The sequence below is a fragment of the Micrococcus sp. KT16 genome (assembly GCF_003315015.1).
Taxonomy (GTDB): Bacteria; Actinomycetota; Actinomycetes; order Actinomycetales; family Micrococcaceae; genus Micrococcus; species Micrococcus luteus.
The window spans coordinates 16197-39849 of sequence record NZ_QNRG01000003.1 but is presented as its reverse complement, the minus strand read 5'-3'; the positions used below and the strand labels follow the sequence as shown (position 1 = coordinate 39849).

21 protein-coding genes and 2 tRNA genes are annotated in these 23653 nt (G+C 73.5%); 10 read left to right on the top strand and 13 right to left on the bottom strand.

Annotated features, from left to right (window positions below; genetic code table 11):
- Window positions 1-4 precede the first annotated feature (4 nt).
- The 3 genes from sucD to pcrA all read right to left on the bottom strand — a co-directional run bounded on the left by sucD (window position 5) and on the right by pcrA (window position 4868).
- Complete coding sequence (gene sucD / locus DE149_RS03650; RefSeq protein WP_070709002.1) at window positions 5-925, bottom strand: succinate--CoA ligase subunit alpha; 921 nt, start codon at window positions 923-925, stop codon at window positions 5-7.
- A gap of 27 nt (window positions 926-952) precedes the next feature.
- Complete coding sequence (gene sucC / locus DE149_RS03645) at window positions 953-2122, bottom strand: ADP-forming succinate--CoA ligase subunit beta (protein ID WP_044659021.1); 1170 nt, start codon at window positions 2120-2122, stop codon at window positions 953-955.
- 184 nt (window positions 2123-2306) lie between these two features.
- The gene (gene pcrA, locus DE149_RS03640; protein WP_044659022.1) at window positions 2307-4868 is read right to left on the bottom strand and encodes a DNA helicase PcrA; all 2562 of its coding nucleotides are present in this window, start codon (window positions 4866-4868) and stop codon (window positions 2307-2309) included.
- 261 nt (window positions 4869-5129) lie between these two features.
- On the opposite strand from pcrA, the gene DE149_RS03635 reads away from it, so the two are divergent.
- The 3 genes from DE149_RS03635 to DE149_RS03625 all read left to right on the top strand — a co-directional run bounded on the left by DE149_RS03635 (window position 5130) and on the right by DE149_RS03625 (window position 7248).
- On the top strand, window positions 5130-6311 hold the full coding sequence (locus tag DE149_RS03635) for an acyltransferase family protein (RefSeq protein ID WP_101967279.1): 1182 nt from the start codon (window positions 5130-5132) through the stop codon (window positions 6309-6311).
- 172 nt (window positions 6312-6483) lie between these two features.
- Window positions 6484-7131: a hypothetical protein gene (locus DE149_RS03630; protein WP_044659023.1), complete on the top strand. Its 648-nt coding sequence runs from the start codon at window positions 6484-6486 to the stop codon at window positions 7129-7131.
- A 43-nt stretch (window positions 7132-7174) separates the two neighbouring features.
- A tRNA-Arg gene (locus DE149_RS03625) sits at window positions 7175-7248 on the top strand.
- A 26-nt stretch (window positions 7249-7274) separates the two neighbouring features.
- Here the strand turns inward: DE149_RS03625 and DE149_RS03620 are convergent.
- From DE149_RS03620 to DE149_RS03610, 3 genes are all read right to left on the bottom strand, one after another.
- The gene (locus DE149_RS03620) at window positions 7275-9143 is read right to left on the bottom strand and encodes an ABC transporter ATP-binding protein (protein WP_199489688.1); all 1869 of its coding nucleotides are present in this window, start codon (window positions 9141-9143) and stop codon (window positions 7275-7277) included.
- Window positions 9144-9219: 76 nt separating this feature from the next.
- Entirely contained in the window at window positions 9220-9714 is a 495-nt protein-coding gene (locus DE149_RS03615) for an HNH endonuclease (protein ID WP_020628346.1), read from the bottom strand.
- Window positions 9715-9873: 159 nt separating this feature from the next.
- Window positions 9874-10596, bottom strand: a complete 723-nt coding sequence (locus tag DE149_RS03610; RefSeq protein ID WP_020628347.1) for a metal-dependent transcriptional regulator — start codon at window positions 10594-10596, stop codon at window positions 9874-9876.
- 128 nt (window positions 10597-10724) lie between these two features.
- On the opposite strand from DE149_RS03610, the gene serC reads away from it, so the two are divergent.
- The gene (gene serC, locus DE149_RS03605; protein WP_044659024.1) at window positions 10725-11852 is read left to right on the top strand and encodes a phosphoserine transaminase; all 1128 of its coding nucleotides are present in this window, start codon (window positions 10725-10727) and stop codon (window positions 11850-11852) included.
- A gap of 91 nt (window positions 11853-11943) precedes the next feature.
- Here the strand turns inward: serC and DE149_RS03600 are convergent, their stop codons facing one another.
- Together DE149_RS03600 and DE149_RS03595 are read right to left on the bottom strand one after the other, a co-directional pair.
- Entirely contained in the window at window positions 11944-12429 is a 486-nt protein-coding gene (locus tag DE149_RS03600; RefSeq protein WP_041103071.1) for a DUF3027 domain-containing protein, read from the bottom strand.
- Window positions 12430-12432: 3 nt separating this feature from the next.
- Window positions 12433-12816: a cold-shock protein gene (locus DE149_RS03595; protein ID WP_020628350.1), complete on the bottom strand. Its 384-nt coding sequence runs from the start codon at window positions 12814-12816 to the stop codon at window positions 12433-12435.
- A gap of 211 nt (window positions 12817-13027) precedes the next feature.
- Between DE149_RS03595 and DE149_RS03585 the strand changes: the two genes are divergently transcribed.
- The 5 genes from DE149_RS03585 to DE149_RS03565 all read left to right on the top strand — a co-directional run bounded on the left by DE149_RS03585 (window position 13028) and on the right by DE149_RS03565 (window position 17229).
- Window positions 13028-13291: a hypothetical protein gene (locus DE149_RS03585; protein WP_041103073.1), complete on the top strand. Its 264-nt coding sequence runs from the start codon at window positions 13028-13030 to the stop codon at window positions 13289-13291.
- A 77-nt stretch (window positions 13292-13368) separates the two neighbouring features.
- Window positions 13369-14076, top strand: a complete 708-nt coding sequence (locus DE149_RS03580) for a response regulator transcription factor (protein WP_113913968.1) — start codon at window positions 13369-13371, stop codon at window positions 14074-14076.
- Between the two features lies 1 nt (window position 14077).
- Window positions 14078-15883, top strand: coding sequence for a HAMP domain-containing sensor histidine kinase (locus DE149_RS03575; protein WP_078025816.1), 1806 nt, complete (start codon window positions 14078-14080; stop codon window positions 15881-15883).
- A 55-nt stretch (window positions 15884-15938) separates the two neighbouring features.
- Window positions 15939-16229, top strand: a complete 291-nt coding sequence (locus tag DE149_RS03570) for a WXG100 family type VII secretion target (protein WP_010079419.1) — start codon at window positions 15939-15941, stop codon at window positions 16227-16229.
- A 67-nt stretch (window positions 16230-16296) separates the two neighbouring features.
- Window positions 16297-17229, top strand: coding sequence for a DUF4031 domain-containing protein (locus DE149_RS03565; protein WP_113913967.1), 933 nt, complete (start codon window positions 16297-16299; stop codon window positions 17227-17229).
- Between the two features lie 110 nt (window positions 17230-17339).
- Here the strand turns inward: DE149_RS03565 and groL are convergent, their stop codons facing one another.
- From groL to DE149_RS03550, 3 genes are all read right to left on the bottom strand, one after another.
- A complete protein-coding gene (gene groL, locus DE149_RS03560; protein ID WP_113913966.1) occupies window positions 17340-18980 on the bottom strand; it encodes a chaperonin GroEL in 1641 nt (546 codons plus the stop codon).
- A gap of 320 nt (window positions 18981-19300) precedes the next feature.
- Entirely contained in the window at window positions 19301-20299 is a 999-nt protein-coding gene (locus tag DE149_RS03555; RefSeq protein ID WP_113913965.1) for a LytR C-terminal domain-containing protein, read from the bottom strand.
- Between the two features lie 3 nt (window positions 20300-20302).
- Entirely contained in the window at window positions 20303-20647 is a 345-nt protein-coding gene (locus DE149_RS03550) for a DUF3263 domain-containing protein (RefSeq protein ID WP_152743975.1), read from the bottom strand.
- A gap of 36 nt (window positions 20648-20683) precedes the next feature.
- On the opposite strand from DE149_RS03550, the gene DE149_RS03545 reads away from it, so the two are divergent.
- On the top strand, window positions 20684-21361 hold the full coding sequence (locus DE149_RS03545; protein ID WP_101967273.1) for a uracil-DNA glycosylase: 678 nt from the start codon (window positions 20684-20686) through the stop codon (window positions 21359-21361).
- Between the two features lie 13 nt (window positions 21362-21374).
- Here the strand turns inward: DE149_RS03545 and DE149_RS03540 are convergent, their stop codons facing one another.
- Together DE149_RS03540 and DE149_RS03535 are read right to left on the bottom strand one after the other, a co-directional pair.
- Entirely contained in the window at window positions 21375-23291 is a 1917-nt protein-coding gene (locus DE149_RS03540; protein ID WP_113913964.1) for a threonine/serine exporter ThrE family protein, read from the bottom strand.
- A gap of 166 nt (window positions 23292-23457) precedes the next feature.
- Window positions 23458-23531: transfer RNA gene (locus DE149_RS03535), tRNA-Val, on the bottom strand.
- Window positions 23532-23653: the final 122 nt, after the last annotated feature.

Genomic DNA, 23653 nt, shown 5'->3' with positions numbered 1-23653 from the left:
GGGATCAGGCCTGGGCCTGCAGGATCTCCCGCATGAGCTGGGCGGTCTCGGACGGGGTCTTGCCGACCTTCACGCCCGCGGCCTCGAGGGCCTCCTTCTTGGCCTGCGCGGTGCCGGCGGAGCCGGAGACGATGGCGCCGGCGTGGCCCATGGTCTTGCCCTCCGGGGCGGTGAAGCCGGCCACGTAGCCGACGACCGGCTTGGTGACGTTGGCCTTGATGAACTCGGCCGCACGCTCCTCGGCGTCGCCGCCGATCTCGCCGATCATCACGATGGCCTGGGTGTCCGGGTCGGCCTCGAACGCCTCGAGGGCGTCGATGTGGGTGGTGCCGATGATCGGGTCGCCGCCGATGCCGATGGCGGTGGAGAAGCCGAAGTCACGCAGCTCGTACATCATCTGGTAGGTCAGCGTGCCGGACTTGGACACGAGGCCGATGGGGCCGGAGCCGGTGATGGTGGCCGGGGTGATGCCGGCCAGGGCCTCGCCCGGGGTGATGATGCCGGGGCAGTTCGGGCCGATGATGCGGGTCTTCGGCTTCCCGTCCTCGCCGGTCTTCGACTGCGACAGGGCGAAGAACTCGGCGGAGTCCTGCACCGGGATGCCCTCCGTGATGACCACGAGCAGCGGGATCTCGGCCTCGATGGCCTCGATCGCCGCGTCCTTGGCGAAGGCCGGCGGCACGAAGGCCACGGACACGTCCGCGCCGGTCTTCTCCATGGCCTCCTTGACGGTGCCGAAGACGGGCAGCTCGACGGCGTTGCCGTCCTTGTCCTCGTGGGACACGGTGGTGCCGGCCTTGCGGGCGTTCACGCCGCCCACGATGTTCGTGCCGGCCTTGAGCATGAGGCGGGTGTGCTTGGTGCCCTCGCCGCCGGTGATGCCCTGGACGATGACCTTGGAGTCCTTGTTCAGGTAGATCGACATAGCTGTTTCCTCAGTCTTTCCGAACGGTCAGTTCGCGGAGTGGGCGAGCTCGGCGGCCTTGTCGGCGCCCTCGTCCATGGTGGCGGCCAGGGTGACGAGCGGGTGGTTCGCCTCCTGCAGGATGCGGCGGCCCTCCTCCACGGCGTTGCCGTCCAGGCGCACGACCAGCGGCTTGGTGGCGGTGTCACCCAGGATCTCGAGGGCCTTGACGATGCCGTTCGCGACCTGGTCGCACGCGGTGATGCCGCCGAAGACGTTCACGAACACGGACTTGACCTGCTCGTCGCCCAGGATGACGTCGAGGCCGTTGGCCATGACCTCGGCGTTGGCGCCGCCGCCGATGTCCAGGAAGTTGGCCGGCTTCACGCCGCCGTGCTGCTCGCCGGCGTACGCGACGACGTCGAGGGTGGACATCACGAGGCCGGCGCCGTTGCCGATCACGCCGACCTGGCCGTCCAGTTTCACGTAGTTGAGGCCGTTGGCCTTGGCCTTGGCCTCCAGCGGGTCCTCGGTGCGCTCGTCGACGAGGGCGGCGTGGTCCTCGTGGCGGAACGCCGCGTTGTCGTCGAGGGAGACCTTGCCGTCCAGGGCGAGGATCGTGCCGTCGCCGGTCTTCACCAGCGGGTTCACCTCGACGAGGGTGGCGTCCTCCTTCTCGAAGACCTCCCAGAGCTTCTGGATGACCTCGGCGACGTCGGCGCGCAGCTCCTCGGGGAAGCCCGCCTCGGTGACGATCTTCTGGGCGGTCTCGGCGTCGATGCCGGTCAGCGGGGAGACGGGCACCTTGGCGAGGGCCTCGGGGCGCTCCTCGGCGAGCTGCTCGATCTCCATGCCGCCCTCGACCGAGCACATGGCCAGGTAGGTGCGGTTGGCGCGGTCCAGCAGCACGGAGAAGTAGTACTCCTCGGCGATGTCGGCGCCCTGGGCGATCATGACCTGGTGCACGGTGTGGCCCTTGATGTCCATCCCCAGGATGGCCTTGGCGTGCTCGTAGGCCTCGTCGGCCGTCTTGGCGACCTTCACGCCGCCGGCCTTGCCGCGGCCGCCGACCTTCACCTGCGCCTTGACGACGGTGACGCCGCCGATCTTCTCCGCGGCCGCCTTGGCCTCGTCCGGGGTCTGCGCAACGATGCCGGCCAGCACGGGGACGCCGTGCGCCTCGAACAGATCGCGCGCCTGGTACTCATACAGGTCCACGGTGGTGTGTCCTTCTTGGTCGAAGACAGGGTCTGCCGGCCTCGCCCGCGGGCGCGGCCGACGTCGACGCCCCCTCCGTGGCCGGGCCGGGCGCGGGGGCACGGCGGGGCGGCGGACGGCGGCGTTCCACGGCTCACTGTAGTCCACGCCCCGGGGCGACCGGGGGGTCGGCGGGCCGGTCCCGTCAGCCCTCGACCTTCGTCAGCGGGGCGTAGCGCAGCAGCAGCCGCTTCTGCGCCCCGGTGGCGTCGAAGGTGACGGTCGCGACGGTCTTGTCCCCCGCGCCCGCGACGGCGTCCACGCGCCCCTCGCCGAACGTGGCGTGGGAGACGCGGTCGCCCGGGCTGAGCGCCACGATCTCCTTCTGCGGCTGCACCCGGCTCGGCGCCTTCCCGCGCACCACGCCGGAGGGCACCGTGAGGTCCGCCGGCTCGTCCCCGCGGGTGAGGCGCTGGGGTCGCGCGCCGTCGTCGTCCCGGGACCGCCACGCCGGCCGGCCGCCCCCGAACCGCCCCGCGTACCGCGAGGTGCCGGCGCCGGTCAGGCTCAACGACCCGGCCGAGCGCGTGGTGCCCTCCCGCTCCCAGTCGATGAGCGTCTCCGGGATCTCCCCGAGGAACTGGCTGGGCGGGTTGAACTGGTGCTGGCCCCACAGCGAGCGTGCCTCGGCGCGCGTCAGGAACAGGCGACGGCGGGCGCGCGTCAGGCCCACGTACGCCAGGCGACGCTCCTCCGCGAGCTCCTTCTCGTCCGTCATCGAGCGGGCGTGCGGGAACACCCCGTGCTCCATGCCCGTCAGGAACACCACGGGGAACTCGAGGCCCTTGGCGGTGTGCAGCGTCATGAGCGTGACCTGGCCCTGCTGCTCCGCGAGCGCCTCGCCCTCCACGTCCGGGGCCGTGGGCAGCTGGTCCGCGTCCGCCACGAGCGCGACCTGCTCGAGGAAGTCGGACAGGGTGCCGTCCGGGTGCGTCGTCTCGAAGGAGCGGACGACGGCGACGAGCTCGCCGAGGTTGTCCGCGCGGGACTCGTCCTGCAGGTCCTCGGACTCGCGGAGGGCGGCCAGCATCCCGGACTGCTCGAGGACGGCCTCCAGGACGGTGGCCGGGCCGGCGGACTCGGCGACCTGGCCGAGGTCGTCCATCATCTGCACGAAGCCGCGGACGGCCTTGAGCGAGCGGGCGGCCATGCCGGGGGCGTTCTCGGCGTCGCGCAGGGCCGCGGAGAACGTGGAGCGGTTGCGCTCGGCCCACGCGGCGATGGCGCCCTCGGCCCGGTCCCCGATGCCCCGTTTGGGCTCGTTGAGGATGCGGCGCACGTTGACGTCGTCGTCGGGGTTGACGATCACCCGCAGGTAGGCGAGCGCGTCCTTGATCTCCTTGCGGTCGTAGAAGCGCGTGCCGCCGATGACCCGGTACGGGATGCCGCGCGTCACCAGCCGCTCCTCGAGCGCGCGGGACTGCGCGTTGGTCCGGTAGAACACGGCGACGTCGGCCGGGCGGATCCCGTCCTCGTCCTGCAGCCGGTCGATGGTGGTGGCGATCCACTCCGCTTCGGCGGACTCGTTCTCCGCGGCGTAGCCGACGATCGCCGGGCCCTCCCCCTCGGCCGTCCACAGGCGCTTGGGGCGGCGGTCCGGGTTGCGCTCGATCACCGCGTTGGCGGCGTCCAGGATGGTCTGCGTGGAGCGGTAGTTCTGCTCGAGCTTGATGGTGACGGCGTCCGTGAAGTCCTGCTCGAACTCGACGATGTTGCGGATGTCCGCGCCGCGGAACGCGTAGATGGACTGGTCCGAGTCGCCGACGACGGTCAGCTCGCCGCCGGGGGTCTCCACGCCCTCGGGGTCGCCCGCCGGGCCGGCGAGGAGCCGGATCAGGCGGTACTGTGCGTGGTTGGTGTCCTGGTACTCGTCCACGAGGACGTGGCGGAACCGGCGGCGGTAGTTGTCCAGCACGCGCGGGAACGCCTCGAACATGTGGACCGTCATGCCGATCAGGTCGTCGAAGTCCAGGGCGTTGGCCTGGCGCAGGCGGGCCGTGTAGTCCCGGTAGACGGCGGCGACGGCGCGGCCCCACGGGTCCCCCTCGGCCACGGTGGCGGCGTAGTCGTCCGCCTCCACGAGCTCGTTCTTCAGGGAGCTGATGCGGTTCAGCAGGGCCTTGGGCGCGAAGCGCTTCGGGTCCAGCTCGTGCTGCTTGGCGACGGTGGTGACCAGGCGCAGGCTGTCCGCCGAGTCGTAGATGGTGAACGTGGACTTCAGCCCGATGTTGGCGGCCTCGTTGCGCAGCAGCCGCACGGCGGAGGAATGGAACGTGGAGATCCACATCCGCTGGGCGGTGGGACCGATCAGCCCGGCCACGCGCTCGCGCATCTCCGCGGCGGCCTTGTTCGTGAAGGTGATGGCGAGGATCTCGTGCGGCCGCGCCCGGCCGGTGGCGAGCAGCCACGCGATGCGGTGGGTCAGCACCCGGGTCTTGCCCGAGCCGGCGCCCGCCACGATCAGCAGCGGCGCCCCCGTGTGGGTCACCGCGGCGGCCTGCTGCGGGTTGAGCCCCGCCACGAGCGACTCGGGAGTGTGCGCCGGAGCGGCCGGGCGGGCGTCCTCGCCCCAGGCCTCGGGGTCCGCGGCCGCGCGCGTGACGGCCGGGGGCACGAGCCCGGGCAGGGCGGTCTCCGGGTCCGCGGGGCGGCGGGTCCGGTCGAGGTTCAGGGGCGTGCGTCCGAGCGCGGAGAAGAGGTCAGCCATGGCGGACCCAGTCTAGGCGCGGCCCCGGACGCGACAGGGGGCGCCGTCGTCGCCATCCCCCACCGCGCCGCCCCGCCCCACCCCACCCGCACTTTCGAACGTGATGTGGGGCCTATCTCGCGTTCGAAAGTCCCCAAGACCCCGATTCCACGTTCGAAAACCGGCGGGAATCGAACGGCCCGCTATGGTCTTCTGGGCGTTCCGCGCGATGTGGCGGCGGAGCCTCCTTCCCCTGCCCCGCCACGTCACCCCGGAGCCGCCATGTCCACCACGCCGACCCCGCCCATGTCCCACGGGTCCACCCCCAGCCGGATGACCTGGATGGACGCGATGCGCGGATTCGCCGTGCTGCTGGTGATGTTCACCCACACCTACACGATGCCGCAGGGCCTCGACGCGACCTTCAGCTCCGTGGCGTTCGCGAACGTGGTGCAGGTGTTCCAGTCGTGGCGGATGCCGATGCTCGTGTTCCTGTCCGGCGTCCTGCTGCCCCGCTCCGTGTCCAAGCCGCTGGGCACGTACTACCGCGGCAAGGCGGAGCGGATCCTGTGGCCGTTCCTCGTCTGGATGGTCGTGCTGGCGCTGGCCACGGGCAGGCCCGGGTCCCTGCTGTCCGGCGAGTTCTGGCGCGGTGGCGCGTGGCACCTGTGGTTCCTGTGGGTGCTCATGCTCTGCTATCTCATCGGCCCGGTGATCCGCCGTGTCCCGGCGCTGGTGGTCGCGGCCGTCCTCTTCGTGCTGCTCCTGGAGTTCGTCAGCGGCCCCCGCGACTGGGTGCGTCCCCTGTACTGGGGTGTGTACTTCTTCCTCGGTGCCGCGTCCGCGCGACTGCTCCCCCGGATCCGCACGGCGCCGGCCGCCCTGGGTGTGATCGCGGTGATCCTGATGGTGCTCACCGTGACGGCCACGCGCACCGGCGCGCTCGTGGTGGCGGAGCGCCAGCCCTGGTCCGTGTTCGCTGCTCTGCCGGGGATCCTCGTGGTGCTGTGGCTCGGCCCGCGCCTGCCCCGTCTGCCGTTCCTCGAGTTCTGCGGCCGCCGCTCGATGGTCCTCTACGTCGCCCACATGCCGGTGCTGATCCTGGCGGTGGCGGCCTTCCGCGACCTCGCCGCGGTCCGCCCGGTCGACTTCTACGTGGCCATCGCGTCGTTCACGTTCCTCGTCCCGCTCGCCCTCGCGCTCGGCTACCGACGGGTGCGCTGGCTCTTCGAGTTCCCGACGGCGGGACGCGGCCGGGAGCGGCCACGCACCCGGGCAGCGGTCCCGGAGGCGGCCGACGCCGTGCCGGCGCAGACCGCCGAGCCCGCCCCGACGACGGCGCCCCTGCCGGTCGTCGAGCCGGCGTCCGAGCCGCAGTCCACCGCGGGGCCGGCCCCGGCCACCGAGCCGGCGTCCGACGCACCCGCCCAGGTCCCCCGCCCGCGGCCTCGCCACGCGGACTGAGCCGCCCCGGACTCGCCCCCACCCGCACTTTCGAACGTGATGTGGGGCCTATCTCGCGTTCGAAAGTTCCCATGACCCCGATTTCACGTTCGAAAGTGAGCTGGGCTGGGCGGGGCTGGGCGGGACCGGACCGGCTCGGCCGGTCTGGGAGGATGGACCGCGGAGGTGCCCCGTGTCCCAGAAGTCTCGCAAGTCCCGTCCGCGCCCGTCGCGGCCCGCCGCGCGCCCGGTCGCCGAGTCCCCGCGCTCCCGTCCCACGCTGCGGGACGTCAACGTCCGTGAGGACCTCGCCGCGGCCGCTGAGCGCGAGGGCAGCCCGGCGATCCCGGTGAGCGCGCTGATCGTGACCACCCTGCTCGTGGGCGCGTACCTCCATCTGCTGGTGCTGCAGCAGATGACCCAGCTCAGCGGCGGCCTGGCGATGCCGGACTCCCTGCTGTTCTACGGGCAGGACCACATCCGCGCGCTCTCCGCGGTCATGGACGAGGACGCCCGCGGCCAGCTGAACTGGGTGCACAAGACGGCCGGCGTGATCTTCCCGATCGCCGTGGCACTGACGGTCACCGCGGTCGGCGCATGGCGCCTGCGTCCCGTCGGCGCCAAGTGGGCCGTCTTCGGGCTGGGCGTGCTGTTCGCGGTCGTGGACATCTGCGAGAACATCGCGATCGAGCAGGCGATCGCCGCCGGCGGCCCGGGCACCGGCCTGGCCGCCGCCCTGACGCTGACCCGCTGGGTCCTGCTGGCGCTGCTCGCGCTGGCGGTGGCCGTGATGCTGTGGGCCGGGCGGCGCCGTCGTGGTCGCGCCACGCGGGCGGCCTGAAGGGCTCGGCTAGACTCGCTCACCGGACCGACGCACGGTCCGCGCCCCAGTAGCTCAGTTGGATAGAGCGACCCTCTCCTAAAGGGTAGGCCGTCGGTTCGATTCCGGCCTGGGGCACCTGGGCGGCCGGTCCGGTCGCCGCCTCATTCCGCGTCGGCGAACTGCGTGGTGTAGAGCTCCGCATACCGCCCGCCCGCCGCGAGCAGCGCGGCGTGCGTGCCGCGCTCCACGATCCGCCCGGCCTCGACCACGAGGATCTCGTCCGCGCTGCGCACGGTGGAGAGCCGGTGCGCGATCACGATCGCGGTCCGCCCGGCCAGCGCCTCCCCCAGCGCCTCCTGGATGGCGCGTTCGTTGGTGGAGTCCAGCGCCGCCGTCGCCTCGTCCAGCACCACGACGCGCGGAGCCGCCAGCAGCAGCCGCGCGATCGTCATGCGCTGCCGCTCGCCGCCGGAGAGGCGGTAGCCGCGCTCGCCGACCACGGTGTCCAGCCCGTCCGGCAGCGCCTCGACCACGGGGCGCAGGCGGGCCCGCTCGACGGCGTCCCACAGCTGCTCGTCCGTCGCGTCGGGGCGGGCCAGCGTCAGGTTGGCGCGCACGGTCTCGTGGAAGAGGTGGCCGTCCTGGGTCACCATGCCCACGGCCCGCTGCAGGTCCGCGAACGCGAGGTCCCGCACGTCCACGCCGCCGATCTCGACGGCGCCGGAGGTGACGTCGTGCAGGCGCGTGACGAGCGAGGCTATGGTGGACTTGCCCGCACCCGAAGAGCCCACGAGGGCCACGGTGGCCCCGGCGGGCACGGCCACGTCGATCCCGTGCAGCACCTCCTCGCCGCCGCGCGTGTCCAGCACGGCGACCTCCTCGAGGGAGGCCAGGGACACCTGCTCCGCGGTGGGGTAGGCGAAGCGCACGTCCCGCAGCCGCACGGACAGCGGGCCCTCCGGCAGGGTTGCGGGCCGCGCGGGCTCCGTGATGAGGGGCTCCAGGTCCAGGACCTCGAACACGCGCTCGAAGCTCACGAGCGCGCTCATGATCTCCACGCGGGCGTTCGCCAGTGCGGTCAGCGGCGCGTAGAGGCGGGTCAGCAGCAGGGCGAGAGTGACGACGTCACCGGCGTCGAGGGTGCCCGCGATCGCCTGGAGCCCGCCCACGCCGTACACGGCCGCGAGCGCGAGCGCGGAGACCAGGGTGAGCAGCGTGGTGAAGACGGCCTGGCGCACGGAGATGTCCACGCCGGTGGCGCGCACGCGGTCCGCGCGGCGGGCGAACTCGGCGGACTCGGCGGCGGGGCGGCCGAAGAGCTTGATGAGTGTGGCGCCGGGAGCGGAGAACCGCTCGGTCATCTGGTCGCCCATGGCCGCGTTGTGCCCGGCCCGTTCGCGGGACAGGTCCGCCAGCTTCGAGCCGACCGCCCGGGCCGGCACCAGGAACAGCGGCAGCATCACGAGGGACAGGACGGTGACCTGCCAGCTGGTGGCCACCATGACGCCCAGGGTCAGCGCCACGGACACCACGTTCGCGACGACGCCGGAGAGGGTCCGCGAGATCGCCGACTGCGCCCCGATCACGTCGTTGTTCAGGCGTGAGACGAGCGCGCCGGTGCGGGTGCGCTGGAAGAACGCCACCGGCATGCGCTGCACGTGGTCGAACACGGCGGTGCGCAGGTCGTAGATGACGCGTTCCCCCAGCCCGGCGGAGAGCCATTTGGTGAACACGGACAGCGCCGCGTCGAGCACGGCCACGAGGGCGATCAGCAGGGCCAGCCGCACCACGAGCCCGCGGTCCGCGCCGCCGGTGATCGCGTTGACGACGTCGCCGGCCAGCACGGGCGAGGCCACGCCGAGCACCGCGCCCACGATGGACGCCGCGACGAACACGATCAGGCGGGTGCGGTACCGGCCCGCGAACGCGATGGTCCGGCGCACCGTGCCGCGGGCGAGGCTCTGCTGGGCGTCGGACTGCCCGCGGGTCATCCGCATCATGGACATCCGTGCCGCCGACTCCATGCTCATGGGCCCCTCCGCTCTCTCGACCGTTGGAGAGTCTAGGAACCGCCGGGCACGGGCGGGCGCGATTCCGCTTCCGGCGTCAGGCCGCCAGGCGCAGGTAGTCCCGCCACGCTTCGGCGGGCCGCTCCAGCTCGCGGATCCGCCACTGGGCCCCGCGCGGGCGCACCGGCTCCACCCGCAGCCGCCAGCCCAGGGCCTCGAGCGAGCGGTCCGCCTTCGCCCCGTTGCAGCGCAGGCAGCAGGCCACGAGGTTCTCCCACGAGTTCTCGCCGCCCCGCGAGCGCGGCCGCACGTGGTCCACGGTGGTGGCGTGGGCGCCGCAGTAGGCGCAGCGGTGTCCGTCCCGGCGCAGCACGCCCTTGCGGGAGACCGGGGCCGCGTCCGTGTGGGGCACCCGGATGTACTGGTGCAGCAGGATCACGAGGGGCCGGCCCCACGCGCGGGTGGGGCTGCGCATCGGGTCACCGGCGTCCTCGAGCACGCTCGCCTTGCCGGTGGCCACGAGCAGCAGCGCCCGGCGGTCGGAGACGACCGAGAGGGGTTCGTAGCCGGCGTTGAGGACGAGTGTGCGCATCGGGGGCCTCGGAAGCGTGGGGACACAGGGGCGTCGTGTCCCCACGCTAGACGCGGGTGCATCGGCGCGCCGCGTGTCGCCTGCGGCGGCGGAAGAGGTTCACCGGCCCGTCACCGGGCCATCACGCCCCCGTCACGCACGACGACGGCGCGCCGCGCCTCAGCCGTCGAGACGCTCGACCCACACGTGCGCGGCCGTGGCCTCGGCCAGCTCGAGGGCCCCGCCGTCCGCGGCCGCGCCGTCCTCCGCCTCGCCCTCGACCCGGATGTACCCGGCGTCGCGGGCGGCCTCGGCACGCACCACACGGCCGGGGGTCACGCCGGCGCCGGCCAGCTGGGCCAGCAGCTCGGGGTCGGTCTGCACGCCCTCGGCCAGCCCGCGGACGCGGAACCGGCCGGCGGTGGCGGCCTCCTCGGAGAGCCGGGCGCCCGCCAGGCCCATGTCGCGGCTCCAGTCCTCGGCGGAGGCCTGCTCGGGCCGGGGCGGGATCGGGGTGCCGTAGGGGGTCTCGGTGGGGTTCTCCAGGAGCGTGAGCAGGCGGCGCTCCACCTGGTCGCTCATCACGTGCTCCCAGCGGCAGGCCTCCTCGTGGACGAGCTCCCACTCGAGGCCGATCACGTCCGCGAGCAGGCGCTCGGCCAGGCGGTGCTTGCGCAGCACGGACACGGCCCGCTCGCGGCCCGCCACGGTCAGCTCCAGCCGACGGTCCGCGCCCACGTGCACCAGCCCGTCCCGCTCCATGCGGGCCACGGTCTGGGAGACGGTGGGGCCGGAGTGCTCCAGACGCTCGACGATGCGGGCGCGCAGCGGGGGGATGCCCTCCTCCTCGAGCTCGAGGATCGTGCGCAGGTACATCTCGGTGGTGTCGATCAGATCCGTCATGGCACGTCCTCTTCCCTCGGGCTCTTCGTCCCGGACATCCTAGCGAGGCGTGAGTCACGTGGACGGCCGGTGGTCCCGGGCGCGGGAGAATGGGCGCGACCCGCGACCCCGAAGCGTCAGGAGCACGCATGACCTCCCCCGCCGAGATCACCATCCCCCAGGACCTGCTGCCGGCCGACGGCCGCTTCGGCGCCGGCCCCTCCAAGGTCCGCCCCGAGCAGCTGAGCGCGCTCCAGGACGCAGCCGGGCTGCTCGGCACGTCGCACCGTCAGAAGCCGGTCAAGGACCTGGTGGCGAGCGTCCGGTCGGGCGTCGCCGAGCTGTTCTCGGCGCCGGAGGGCTACGAGGTGATCCTCGGCGTCGGCGGCTCCACCGCGTTCTGGGACGCGGCCGCCTTCAGCCTGGTCCGCGAGCGCGCCCAGCATCTGAGCTTCGGCGAGTTCGGCTCGAAGTTCGCCAAGGCCACCGACCAGGCGCCGTTCCTGGCGCCGTCGGACATCCGCACCTCCGAGCCGGGCACCCGCCCCGAGCCGGAGGCCGTGGCCGGGGTCGACGTGTACGCGTGGCCGCACAACGAGACCTCCACCGGCGTGATGGCGCCCGTCGTCCGCCCCGCGGGCATCGACGAGGACGCGCTGGTCGTCGTCGACGCCACCTCGGCCGCGGGCGGCCTGCCGGTGGACGTGTCCGAGGCGGACGTGTACTACTTCGCGCCGCAGAAGAACTTCGCGTCCGACGGCGGTCTGTGGCTCGCGCTGTTCTCCCCGCGGGCCCTGGCGCGGGTCGCGGAGATCAAGGAGTCCGGCCGCTGGATCCCGGCGTTCCTGGACCTGGCCACGGCCGTGGAGAACTCCCTCAAGGACCAGACCTACAACACGCCCGCGCTGGCCACGCTCGTCATGCTGGACGCGCAGCTGCGCTGGATGAACGGTCAGGGCGGGCTGGACGCGATGACCGCCCGCACCGCCGACTCCTCCTCGCGCGTGTACGCGTGGGCCGAGGCGTCGTCCTTCGCCACGCCCTTTGTGGCCCGGTCCGAGGACCGCTCCGCCGTGGTCTGCACCGTCGACTTCTCCGACGACGTCGACGCGGCGGCGGTCGCCCAGGCCCTGCGCGCGAACGGCGTGGTGGACGTGGAGCCCTATCGCAAGCTCGGCCGGAACCAGCTGCGGATCGCGACCTTCGCCGCGATCGAGCCCGAGGACGTCGCGGCACTGCTGCGCTGCATCGACCACGTGGTCGAGCGCCTGGCCTGAGCCGTCCCCGGACGGGGACACGGGCCCGCGGGGGACTCCACCGCGGGCCCGTTGCGTGTCCGCCCCGGCGGGTCAGCCGGGGCGCGCCGTCTCAGCCGCGGTCGTCCGGCGCGGTCTCAGGCGCCGGGGCGCCGGGCACACGGCCCTCGGCCACGGCCTTGAGCCGCTCGCGCTCCTCCTCGTTCACGCGCTCGGCGTACGGCACCCACGGGGGCGCCACGAGCGCACCCTCCCCCGCCATGAGGCCGGTCTCGCACACGGTGACCTGCTTGGCGCGTGGGGCCCGGGCGATCGTCACGTACCAGAGCCAGCCCGCGTAGCCGGGCATGCGGCACGCGAAGCGGTGCGTCAGGAGCCGGTCGTCGTCCACGAGCACGTCCACGTGCTCCCCCACCTCGTCCGGGGCGGCCAGCCCGGCCAGCCCCGCGCGGGCGGCGTCCACGGCGGCGGCGAGCAGCTCGTCGCGGCGCGGGGCCCGGCGACGCGCGGGCGGCACGGCCGCCCTCTCCTCCGCGGGCGCGGGCTCGGCGTCGGGGCTCCGGTGGTCGACGCGCGGGGCGTCGTCGTGGGTGGTCATGGCTCAGGCCTCCAGATCGTCGGCGACACGGCGCAGCACCTGCGCCATCTTCTGCGCCTGGGCGCGCTGGGGGTAGCGGCCGCGGCGCAGGCCGTTGGAGGTCTGGTCCAGCCACGTGATGAGGTCCTCCATGAGGACGGCCATCTCGGTGGCGCCGGGTCGGTGGTTGCGGACCACCGAGGGTGCGGCGTCGAGCACGCGCAGCGAGAGCGCCTGCTTGCCGCGGCGGCCCTCGGCCACGCCGAACTCCACGCGGGTGCCTCCGCGCAGCTCGGTCACCCCGGCCGGCAGGGCCGAGGCGGGCACGTGGACCTCCTCGCCCTCGTCCGTCTGGGCGAACCCGAAGCCCTTGGTCGAGTCGTAGAACTTGATGCGCCCGGTGGGCATGTGCGTCACCTGCTCCTCGTCATGTGGGTCCACCGCGTCGGGCCGGCGCCGCAGGGGCGGCCGTGCTCTCGTCTCGGGTCGGCGGGGTCCGGCACCGGCGTGGCGGTGCGCCGCGGCATCGGTGGGACCAGCCTGGCCGTGCGCCCGGAGGGGACGGCGGAGGACGTGGTCGTCAATGACCTCCCAGGATAGCCCGACTAGAGTGGCGGGCATGCCTCGGACCTCCACCCTCCCCGCCTCCGCGCCCGCCGCCGACCCCGCCGATCACCGGGGCGGTCGTGGCGTCGTCCTGGTGCTGGGCGTGGCCGTGACGGCGGTGTCCGCTCTGGCCCTGGTGGCCCTGCTGGTCGCGTACTTCCTGGCGTGGCCGGCGTCCCCGGCGCTGTTCGCGCTCGCGCTGTTCGGCCTGCCCGTCGGCTTCGGCCTGATGCTGCTGCACGTGGTGCTGGGCGCCGTCCGGCGCTCGCGCCCCTGAGCCGTCGGGCCAACGACGCCCCGTGACATCCAGCGCGCCTTCAGGATGCTCCCAGGTCGGGGCGGTTGACTGGCCCCATGCAGCCTCAGAACCCCGAAGCACGCCTCCTGGTGGTGGACGACGAGCCCAACATCCGCGAGCTGCTCTCCACATCCCTGCGCTACGCCGGCTTCGAGGTCACGGCCGCGGCCAACGGCCGGGAGGCCCTGGACGCCGCCGAGGAGTTCCAGCCGGACCTGGCCGTGCTGGACGTGATGCTCCCGGACATGGACGGCTTCACCGTGACCCGCCGCCTGCGCTCCGCCGGCCGTCACTTCCCCGTCGTGTTCCTCACCGCGCGGGACGGCACCGAGGACAAGATCACCGGCCTGACGGTCGGCGGCGACGACTACGTGACCAAGCCGTTCTCCCTCGACGAGGTGGTCGCCCGCATCCGCGCCGTGCTGCGCCGCACCGCCTCCCTCGACGACGACGCGGCGGTGCTGCGCGTGGACGATCTCGAGCTCGACGACGACGCGCACGAGGTCCGCCGCGGCGGCGAGGTCGTGGAGCTCTCCCCCACCGAGTTCAAGCTGCTGCGCTACCTCATGATGAACCCGAACCGGGTGCTCTCGAAGGCCCAGATCCTGGACCACGTGTGGGAGTACGACTTCAACGGGGACGCCTCGATCGTCGAGTCCTACATCTCCTACCTGCGCCGCAAGATCGACGTCGGCGGCCGCGAGAAGATGATCCACACCAAGCGCGGCGTCGGCTACATGCTCCGCACCGCGGACAAGCGCTGACGTGCGTGCGCGGCTCGACGCCGCGGCGGCCCGCGTCCGCCATCCGCGCGCCTGGCTGAGGGGCGCGTGGCAGGGGCAGTCCCTGCGCACCAAGCTGGTCGTGATGATCGCGGCGCTCATGCTGGCCCTGGTCGCCGTGACCGCCGTGGCGACCGCGGTGCTGTTCCGCCAGGAGGCGGTGCGCCAGCTGGACGAGGACATGGCCGCCAACCGGGACACCGTCTCGATGTACCTGGCCAACGTCGCCCAGACCGGCGAGTACTACATGCCGCAGCTGCCCATCCTGCGCTTCTACGGCGTCGTGTGGGACAACGAGGGCGCGCGGGTCGTCCAGACCCCGGTGATGCCGGGTGCGGACGAGCCGGCCCTCCCGGACATCACCCCGGCCGAGGCCCTGGAGCGCGGCTCCGCCTCCTTCGAGGTGCCCGGCACACAGCCGGACTCGAGCGGCTGGCGCGTGCAGCTGTACGGGCTCAGCAGCGGCGACGGCACCATGGCCGTGGCCCTTCCCCTGCAGAGCGTGACCTCCTCCGTCGAGCGCGTCACCTCGATCGTCGTGACCATCGGCCTGCTCGCGACGGCGGGCACCGTGATCGTGGCCAACCTGGCGGTCCAGCGCGCGTTCCGCACCCTGAACCGCGTGGAGCGCACCGCCGCCAAGATCGCCGCCGGCGACCTGAGCCAGCGCGTGGAGAGCGCGGCGCCCGACACCGAGGTGGGCCGGCTCTCCCGCTCCCTCAATGCCATGCTCGCGCACATCGAGTCCGCGTTCCGGGACAAGGAGATCTCCGAGGACAAGATGCGCCGCTTCGTGCAGGACGCCTCCCACGAGCTGCGCACCCCCCTGGTCACCATCCGCGGATTCTCCGAGCTGTACCGGCACGGCGGGCTGCGCGAGGAGGAGGACGTCGCCGCCGCCATGCAGCGCATCGAGTCCGAGGCCACCCGCATGACCCGCCTCGTGGAGGACCTGCTCACCCTGGCCCGCCTCGACGAGCAGCGCCCCCTCGAGCACGCCCCGGTGGACCTGCTCATCCTCGCGATGGACTCCATGATGGACGCCTCCGTGAACGCCCCGGACCGCAAGGTCACCCTCGTGGGCCCCGACGGCGACCGGGCGGCCCCGGCGCCCATCCTCGGCGACGAGAACCGGATGCGCCAGGTGGTGGTGAACCTCATGGCCAACGCCCTGCGCTACACCCCCGCCGGCACCCCCATCGAGATCGCGGTCGGCACCGTCGACCACCTCGGCGGCCAGGCCGGGGCGGACGGCGCGGGCCGCAGCTCCGTGATCGAGATCCGTGACCACGGGCCGGGCGTGTCCGAGGAGGACCGCGCCCGCATCTTCGAGCGGTTCTACCGCGCGGACACCTCCCGGCACCGCGAGACGGGCGGCACGGGGCTCGGCCTGGCCATCGTCGCGGCGATCGTGGCCCAGCACGGCGGCTCCGTCCGGCTGCTGGAGACCGAGGGCGGCGGCGCCACCTTCTCCGTCCACCTGCCGTGGGCACCGTTCGAGGACGAGGCGGACGAGGACGTCGAGGACGAGCGCCTGCCCGCACGGGACACCGACGACGACGCGGCCGGTCCGCCCACCGGCCCCCTCGCCCTGGCCGCGCCGTCGGGCGCCGGCGCCAGCGCCGCGGACGCCGCCCGGAGCAGCCGCCTGCTGCGTGCGGCGGAGCGGTTCCGTCGCGCCTCGGCCGAGCGCCGCCGTCGGGCGTCTGCTCCTGCACAGGCGCCTCAGGCCGACCCCCCGTCCCCAGGCGAGGACGACCCGGCGGCGGAGCGGGACGCCCGTCCCTAGCGTGGTGCCCGGCGGCACCCGCCGCCCATCAGCACTCGTCAGAGGGGACAGTCACATGAGCATCGTGCAGATCGACGTCGAGGACCTGCGGGCCAAGAGCGGGGCGGTGGAGGGCTCCATCGGACGCCTCCAGGCGGAGGTGAGCACCATGGAGGCCAACCTGCGCCAGCTGCAGGACACCTGGCGCGGCCAGGCGGCCGCGAACTTCCAGGGCGTGCTCACCGAGTGGCGCGCCACCCAGCAGCGCGTGGAGGAGTCCCTGGCGGGCATCCGCCGCGCGATGGACGCCGCCGCCACCCAGTACCAGGACGCGGAGACCGCCAACGCCGCGATGTTCCGGTTCTGAGCGCCCGGAACGGACCGGGGCGCGGCCGGCCGGCCGCGCCCCGGTCCGTGCTTCCTAGAGTGGAGGCATGACCGTCCTGATCGACCCGCCCGCGTGGCCCGCCCACGGCACCGTGTTCTCCCACCTCGTCTCCGACGCCTCCCTCGAGGAGCTCCACGCGTTCGCGCGGGCAGCAGGGCTCTCGGAGCGGGTCTTCGACCGGGACCACTACGACGTGCCCGCGCACCGACGTGCCGAGCTCGTGGCCCGCGGGGCGGTGCCCGTCACCGGACGGGAGCTGGTGCGTCGGCTCGCCGCCTCGGGGCTGCGCGTGCCCGCCCGGAGCCGCGCCGAGAAGCGGGACGTCGTCCTCGCCCGGCGCTGGGCGCGGCTGTTCGAGGGCACGGCGGCGAGCCCGGATGCGGTGACGACGGCGGGACGCGACCTGCTGGCCCGCTGGGCGGAGCCGCATCGGCACTACCACGACCCGGCCCACCTGCTCGCGGTGCTCGAGTCCGTGGACCTGCTCGAGCGGGCGGGGGCGGAGACCGGGCCGGATCCGCGTGCGGTCCGCCTGGCCGCGTGGTTCCACGACGCCGTCTACGCCGGGGACCCCACCGCGCCCGCCGGCCAGGACGAGGCGGACTCGGCCGCCCTGGCCCGGGACGTGCTCACCGATCCGCGGCTGGCCGTGCCGGCCGACGTCGTCGACGAGGTGGCACGCCTCGTGCTGCTCACCGCCGCCCACGACCCCGCCCCGCACGACGCGGCCGGGGCGGTGCTCTCGGACGCGGACCTCGAGGTCCTCGGCCGCTCCCCCGAGGCCTACGCCCGCTACGTGGCCGCGGTGCGGCGGGACTACGCGCACGTGTGCGACGCGGACTGGGCCCGCGGTCGCGGCGCGGTGCTGGACGCCCTGCTGGACGCCGGGCCGCTGTATCGGACCGCGCCCGGCCGAGCACGGTGGGAGGCCGCCGCCCGCCGCAACCTGGCGGCGGAACGAGCCGCGCTGTCGGCCTGAGCGGGGCGCCCCGGTGCCGGCCCCGGACGCGGCGAGGCCCGCCTCCCCGGACGGGGAGACGGGCCTCGCTGGCTGGGCGCCCGAACGGGCCGGGCCGGCTCAGCGGCTGATCACATCATGCCGCCCATGCCGCCCATGCCGCCCATCGGGTCCATGCCCTCGGCGCCGGCGGCGGCCTTCTCGGGCTTGTCCGCGACGACGGCCTCGGTGGTCAGGAACAGGCCCGCGATGGACGCGGCGTTCTGCAGGGCCGAGCGGGTCACCTTCACCGGGTCGTTGATGCCGGCGGCCAGCAGGTCCTCGTACTCGCCGGTGGCGGCGTTCAGGCCGTGACCGTCGTCGAGGGTCTTGACCTTGTCCGCCACGACGCCGGGCTCCAGGCCCGCGTTGAAGGCGATCTGCTTCAGCGGGGCCTCGATGGCGACCTTCACGATGTTCGCGCCGGTGGCCTCGTCGCCCTCGAGCTGCAGGCCGCCGAACGCCTTGGCGCCGGCCTGGATCAGGGCCACGCCGCCGCCGGCGACGATGCCCTCCTCCACCGCGGCCTTGGCGTTGCGCACGGCGTCCTCGATGCGGTGCTTACGCTCCTTGAGCTCCACCTCGGTGGCCGCGCCGGCCTTGATGACGGCCACGCCGCCGGCCAGCTTGGCGAGGCGCTCCTGCAGCTTCTCGCGATCGTAGTCCGAGTCGGTGTTCTCGATCTCGGAGCGGATCTGGGCCACGCGGCCGGCGATCTGCTCGGCGTCGCCGCCACCCTCCACGATGGTGGTCTCGTCCTTGGTGATGACCACCTTGCGGGCGGAGCCCAGCAGGTCGAGGGTGGCGTTCTCCAGGGACAGGCCCACCTCGGAGGAGATGACCTGGCCGCCGGTGAGGATGGCGATGTCGGCGAGCATGGCCTTGCGGCGGTCACCGAAGCCCGGGGCCTTCACGGCCACGGACTTGAAGGTGCCGCGGATCTTGTTGACCACGAGGGTGGCCAGGGCCTCGCCCTCGACGTCCTCGGCGATGATCAGCAGCGGCTTGCCCGACTGCATGACCTTCTCGAGGATCGCCACCATGTCCTTCACGGAGGAGATCTTCGAGTTGACGATGAGGATGTAGGGATCCTCGAGGACGGCCTCCTGGCGGTCCGCGTCGGTCACGAAGTAACCGGAGATGTAGCCCTTGTCGAAGCGCATGCCCTCGGTGAGCTCGAGCTCGAGGCCGAAGGTGTTGGACTCCTCGACGGTGATGACGCCCTCCTTGCCGACCTTGTCCAGGGCCTCGGCGATGAGGGAGCCGATCTGCTTGTCCGCGGCGGAGATCGAGGCGGTGGCCGCGATCTGGTCCTTGGTCTCGATCTCGCGGGAGGCGGAGAGCAGCTCAGAGGTGACGGCCTCCACGGCCTTCTCGATGCCGCGCTTCAGGGACAGCGGGTCGGCGCCCGCGGCCACGTTGCGCAGGCCCTCGCGGACCAGCGCCTGGGCCAGCACGGTGGCGGTGGTGGTGCCGTCGCCGGCGACGTCGTCGGTCTTCTTGGCGACCTCCTTGACGAGCTCCGCGCCGATCTTCTCGTACGGGTCCTCGAGCTCGATCTCCTTGGCGATGGAGACGCCGTCGTTGGTGATGGTGGGGGCGCCCCACTTCTTCTCCAGCACCACGTTGCGGCCGCGGGGGCCGAGGGTCACCTTCACGGCGTCGGCCAGGGTGTTCAGACCCTTCTCCAGGCCGCGGCGGGCCTCTTCGTCGAATGCGATGGTCTTGGCCATGTGCAGGTCCTTTCTGGACGTCGGCTTCCTACTTCTGGTGGCTGACCCGCGCCGATGCCCGCGACGGACGGCCCCTGGGGGCCTCATCGGTGGACAGGTCCTCCTCCACGGCGCCGGACCGACCGGGGTACGGCTGGCAGTCGCGCCTTCGGAGTGCTAACCCCATTATGAGCACTCGCACCGGGAGAGTGCAAAGGGTCCGCGGTGCGGGAGCCCGCTCTTCCGCGGACGGCGGACGGCCCCCGGCAGAACGCCTCGGGAGGCGCCCCGCCGGGGGGCCGGGAAGGGTGCGCGTCCGGCACGGCCGCACGGCGGGCGGGTCAGCCGGTGACGACCACCGCGACGCCGTTCACCTGCAGGTTCGGGGTCTGCATGACCGGGAAGCCGAGCTCCTTGCCGACCGCCTCGGCGGCGGCCTTGTTGGCCGAGCCGTTGTACAGGACGGTGGAGGACTGGATGCCGTAGCCGCTCCAGTTCTTCGCGTCCACCGAGGTGTAGCCGGCGCTCGTGAGCCGCTGCGCGTAGGAGGCGGCGAGGCCCTGGGAGCGGGTCGCGTTGTACACGGTGACGTGGGTGCCGCGCACGGCCGCGGACTGCGCGGCCGCACGAGAGCTCGACGCGGCCGCAGACTGCGCGGCCGCACGGGAGCTCGACGCGGCCGCGGACTGCGAGCGCGAGGCCTCCGCCGCGGCGGCCGAACGGGACGCGGCGGCGCGCGAGGACTCCGCCGCCTGGACGGCCGCCGCCGACCGGGACGCCTCTGCGGACTGCGCGGCGGCCTCGGAACGCGAGGCCTCCGCCGCCTGTGCCTCGGTGGCGGCACGGGACGACTCAGCGGCCTCCGCGGCGGCACGGGACGACTCGGCGGCCCGGGACGACTCGGCGGCTTCTGCGGCGGCCGCCTCCTGCGCCACCCGCGAGGACTCAGCCGCGGCCGCAGCCGCGGAACGGGACGCCTCCGCCGTGTCCTCGGACGGGGTGGCGGACTCGGTCGCGGATGCAGTCGACGCCGACGCGGAGGACGCCGAGGAGGACTCGGACGACGCCGACGTCGACGTCGACGGCGACGGCTCGACCGCCGGGGCCGTCGTCGAGCTCTCGGCGGCGACGGGCTCGGAGCGGTCGCCGGTGAGCCACGGCAGGACGACGCCCACGAACAGGCCGGCGAGCAGGACGAGGCCGGCCACCCAGAGCAGCGGGCTCAGGCGGCGACCCCCGCCCGCGGCGGTCGCGCCGGCAGCGGCGAAGGACTCGCGGTGCGCGCCGCGCTGGTCCGTGTACTCGGGGACCTCGTCGAAGCGGTCGGGCTGGTAGGCCATGGGTCAGTTCTCCTGGCGGGAAGCGGGCGTGGACGGCGCCGGATCCGCGGGTCCCCTCCGGGCCCGGCTGCGGGTGCCGCGCTTGCGCAGCAGCCGCGTGACCAGCAGGGGTCGGTAGGCCAGGGCGGCCTCACGGTCCAGCAATCCGTTCAACACCTGATAATAGGCGGTCGGAGGCAGCCCCAGACGCTCTCGGACGGCGTGGTCCTTGGCCCCGCCGTACCGCCAGGTGGCGGCCTCCAGGTCCAGGACCGCACGCTCCAGGTCCGTCAGCTCGTCCCGTCGCGCCCGCGCGCGGGCACCCTCGTCCGGGGCCGGATCGGGCGAGACGGGCGTGGGGTGGGACATGGCGGCCACTGTACCCACCCGGTCTACCCTCGGGGCATGGAGTTCATCGCGCCCCTGGATCCGGGCTGGGAGGCGGCCCTCGCCCCGCAGGCCGCCGCGTTCGAGCAGGTCGGCGAGGCCCTGCGTGCCCGCCGGGCGGCCGGAGAGCAGGTGCTGCCGGCGCCGGAGCACATCCTGCGGGCGTTCCGTCAGCCGTTCGCGGACGTCCGCGTCCTCGTGCTGGGCCAGGACCCCTACCCGACGCCGGGCCATCCGATCGGCCTGAGCTTCGCGGTGGACCGCCACGTGCGGCCGCTGCCCCGCTCCCTGGCCAACATCCACCGGGAGCTGCACGACGACCTCGGCATCACCCCGCCCGCCCACGGCGACCTCTCCGCGTGGACGGACCAGGGCGTGCTGCTGCTGAACCGCGCCCTCAGCGTGCGGGCCGGCGCACCCGGCAGCCACCGCGGCCTCGGCTGGGAGCAGATCACGGAGGCCGCGGTGCGGGCCCTCTGCGCGCGCGGCACCCCGCTCGTGGGGCTGCTGTGGGGAGCCGACGCGCGGCGCATGGCGCCGCTGCTGGCGGCGGCGGGGGCCGGCGTCGTGGAGTCCCCGCATCCCTCTCCCCTGAGCGCCCACCGCGGGTTCTTCGGCTCCCGGCCCTTCAGCCGGGTGAACCGGCTCCTCGAGGCGGCCGGCGCGGCGCCGGTGGACTGGCGCCTGCCCGACTGAGCCGAGCCGCCGGTCAGCGGCGCTGGTGCATCACGAGTTCGGTGGGCAGCAGCGTGCCCATCCGGTCGGTGATCGGCTTGGCCAGGGTGTTGCCGAAGGCGACGCCGGCCGCGATCGCCACGACGATGACCGCGGCGTTGAACAGTCCCTCGACGCCCAGCAGCGTGGCCCCGGTCTCCACGGTGAACCCGTAGACGGACCGGAACATGGTGAGTCCGGGAAGCAGGAACAGCATGGACGGCAGGACGATCACGAGCGCCGGGGCCGCGAGCCGCTGGGCCACCAGGCGGCCGAGGAACCCGACCGCCGCCGCGGCGACCGCGGGCACCAGCCGGTCACTGACCCCGATCTGCTGCGCTGCCAGGTACGCGCCGAAGCCGGCCCCGGACACGAGACCGCAGGCCAGGATCTGCGGCCACCGCGACTGCTCCACCACCGCGTCCGCCATGCCCGCGGCCATCACGAGGCCCAGCAGCAGCAGCGGCGGATAGCTCAGCGTCCCCGCCTCGGCCAGGTCCAGCTGTTCGAATCCCACGAGATCCCCGATGCCCACGGCGATCATGATCCCGGCCATCACCCCGGCGAACACGAGCAGCGCGGAGAGGAAGCGGCCCGCGGCGGTCACCGGGAAGCCGTGGATGGCGTCCTGCACCGCGGTGACGAACCTCGCCGTGGGCAGGAGCATCATGATGCCGCCGGCGATCACCAGCGCCGGGTTGACCGGCAGGTCGAGGGCGTAGGCCATCAGCGCGATCACCGTGGCCGTGATCGCCCCGAACATGGTGGAGAAGATCTCCGGGAAGCGCGCCTTGTCCGCCTGGAGCTTGAGCCAGAAGACCAGCCAGGTGGAGACCATGCCCAGGGCCGCGCCCGTCCAGGTCCCCCCGATGAACGGCACGAAGCAGGCCACGAACACGCCGGAGAAGAGGATCTCGAAGACGGCGGGGAACGGCTTCGGCTGATGCCGGATCTCCACGAGCCGGCGCTGGGCCTCGGCCCGGTCCACCTCGCCCGCGGCGATCTCCTCGACGAGCCGGTGGACGGCCACGAGCCCCTCGAAGTTCACCGAGGACGAGCGGACCACCCGCTGGAGGGTGAACGGGGCCTCGCCGCGTGAGGAGTCGGGCGCGTAGTTCAGGGAGATGGACTGGTTGGTCAGGTCCACCTCGGTCTCGAGGATCCCGTAGGCCTGCGTGGCCACGATGATCGAGGTCTCCACGTCCAGCGAGGCCGCCCCGAAGCTGAACATGGTCTCGCCCAGCTTGAGGGCGAAGTCCAGGGTGGTGCGGGCCTCGAGGGCCTGCGCCTCCGCGCGACGCTGCTGCAGCGTGGAGCGCATGCGGCGCCCATACGGCGAGGAGTGCAGGCGGTCGGCCAGCACGAGCGCCTGCGTCGGCAGGTTCTCGACGAAGACCTCACGGGAGCGTCGGCCCGGCCGACGCCCGCGCTTCTCGGGCGGGCCCACGGGGACCACCGGGTCCGGGACGGTGATGTCCGGCGCGGGGATCACGTCCGGGGCGGGCAGGGCGCCGTCGGCGTCCGCGGGGGCCAGGACGGAGGTGGGCACCTGCTCGGACAGCGGCGGCTCTGTCAGGGGCGCGTCCGCGGCCGGTTCCGGCAGCGTCTCCGCCTCCGGCTCTGCCGGCTCCTCCGGCTCCGGCTCCGGCTCCGGGACCGGATCGGCGGCGGCGGGGCGGACCACGGGCGGCAGCGGCTCCGTCGGCTCGACGGCGACCGCGGCCGGGTGGGCGGACTCCGCCGGGTCAAGGTCGAGCAGGCCGGGGTCCTCCGGGTCGAGTGCGAGGTCGCCGGCAGCCGCGGCATCCTCGGCGCCGGCCGGGCGCAGCACGGGGATGAGCGTGGGGACGGCCGGGGGCTCCGCGATGCGGGGGTCGAACCGCGCCGGCTCCTGGGTGCCCTCCTGCTCCATGCGGCTCACCCTCTCCTTCCGTGTGCGGGCGCTGGACGCGCCACGGCGGTGGGCCGAACCCCGCCGACGCGTCCATCCAACCACGCCGGCACCTCCCCCGCCGGGGCCGTCGGCACCGCGGCCCGGGGACGCGAAAGGGCCCTCCCGGAGGAGGGCCCTGCTGCGGTGGATCTTACTGGACTCGAACCAGCGACCTCTCGCGTGTGAAGCGAACGCTCTAACCAACTGAGCTAAAGATCCGGGCGTCGCCCCATGGGGGTGACAACTCGAAAAACGATACCTCAGGCGGCGCCGCCTGTCCACCCGGGCGACGGCCACCCCGCGCACGGCGGAGCGGCCATCGAGAGCCGACGAGCACGTCA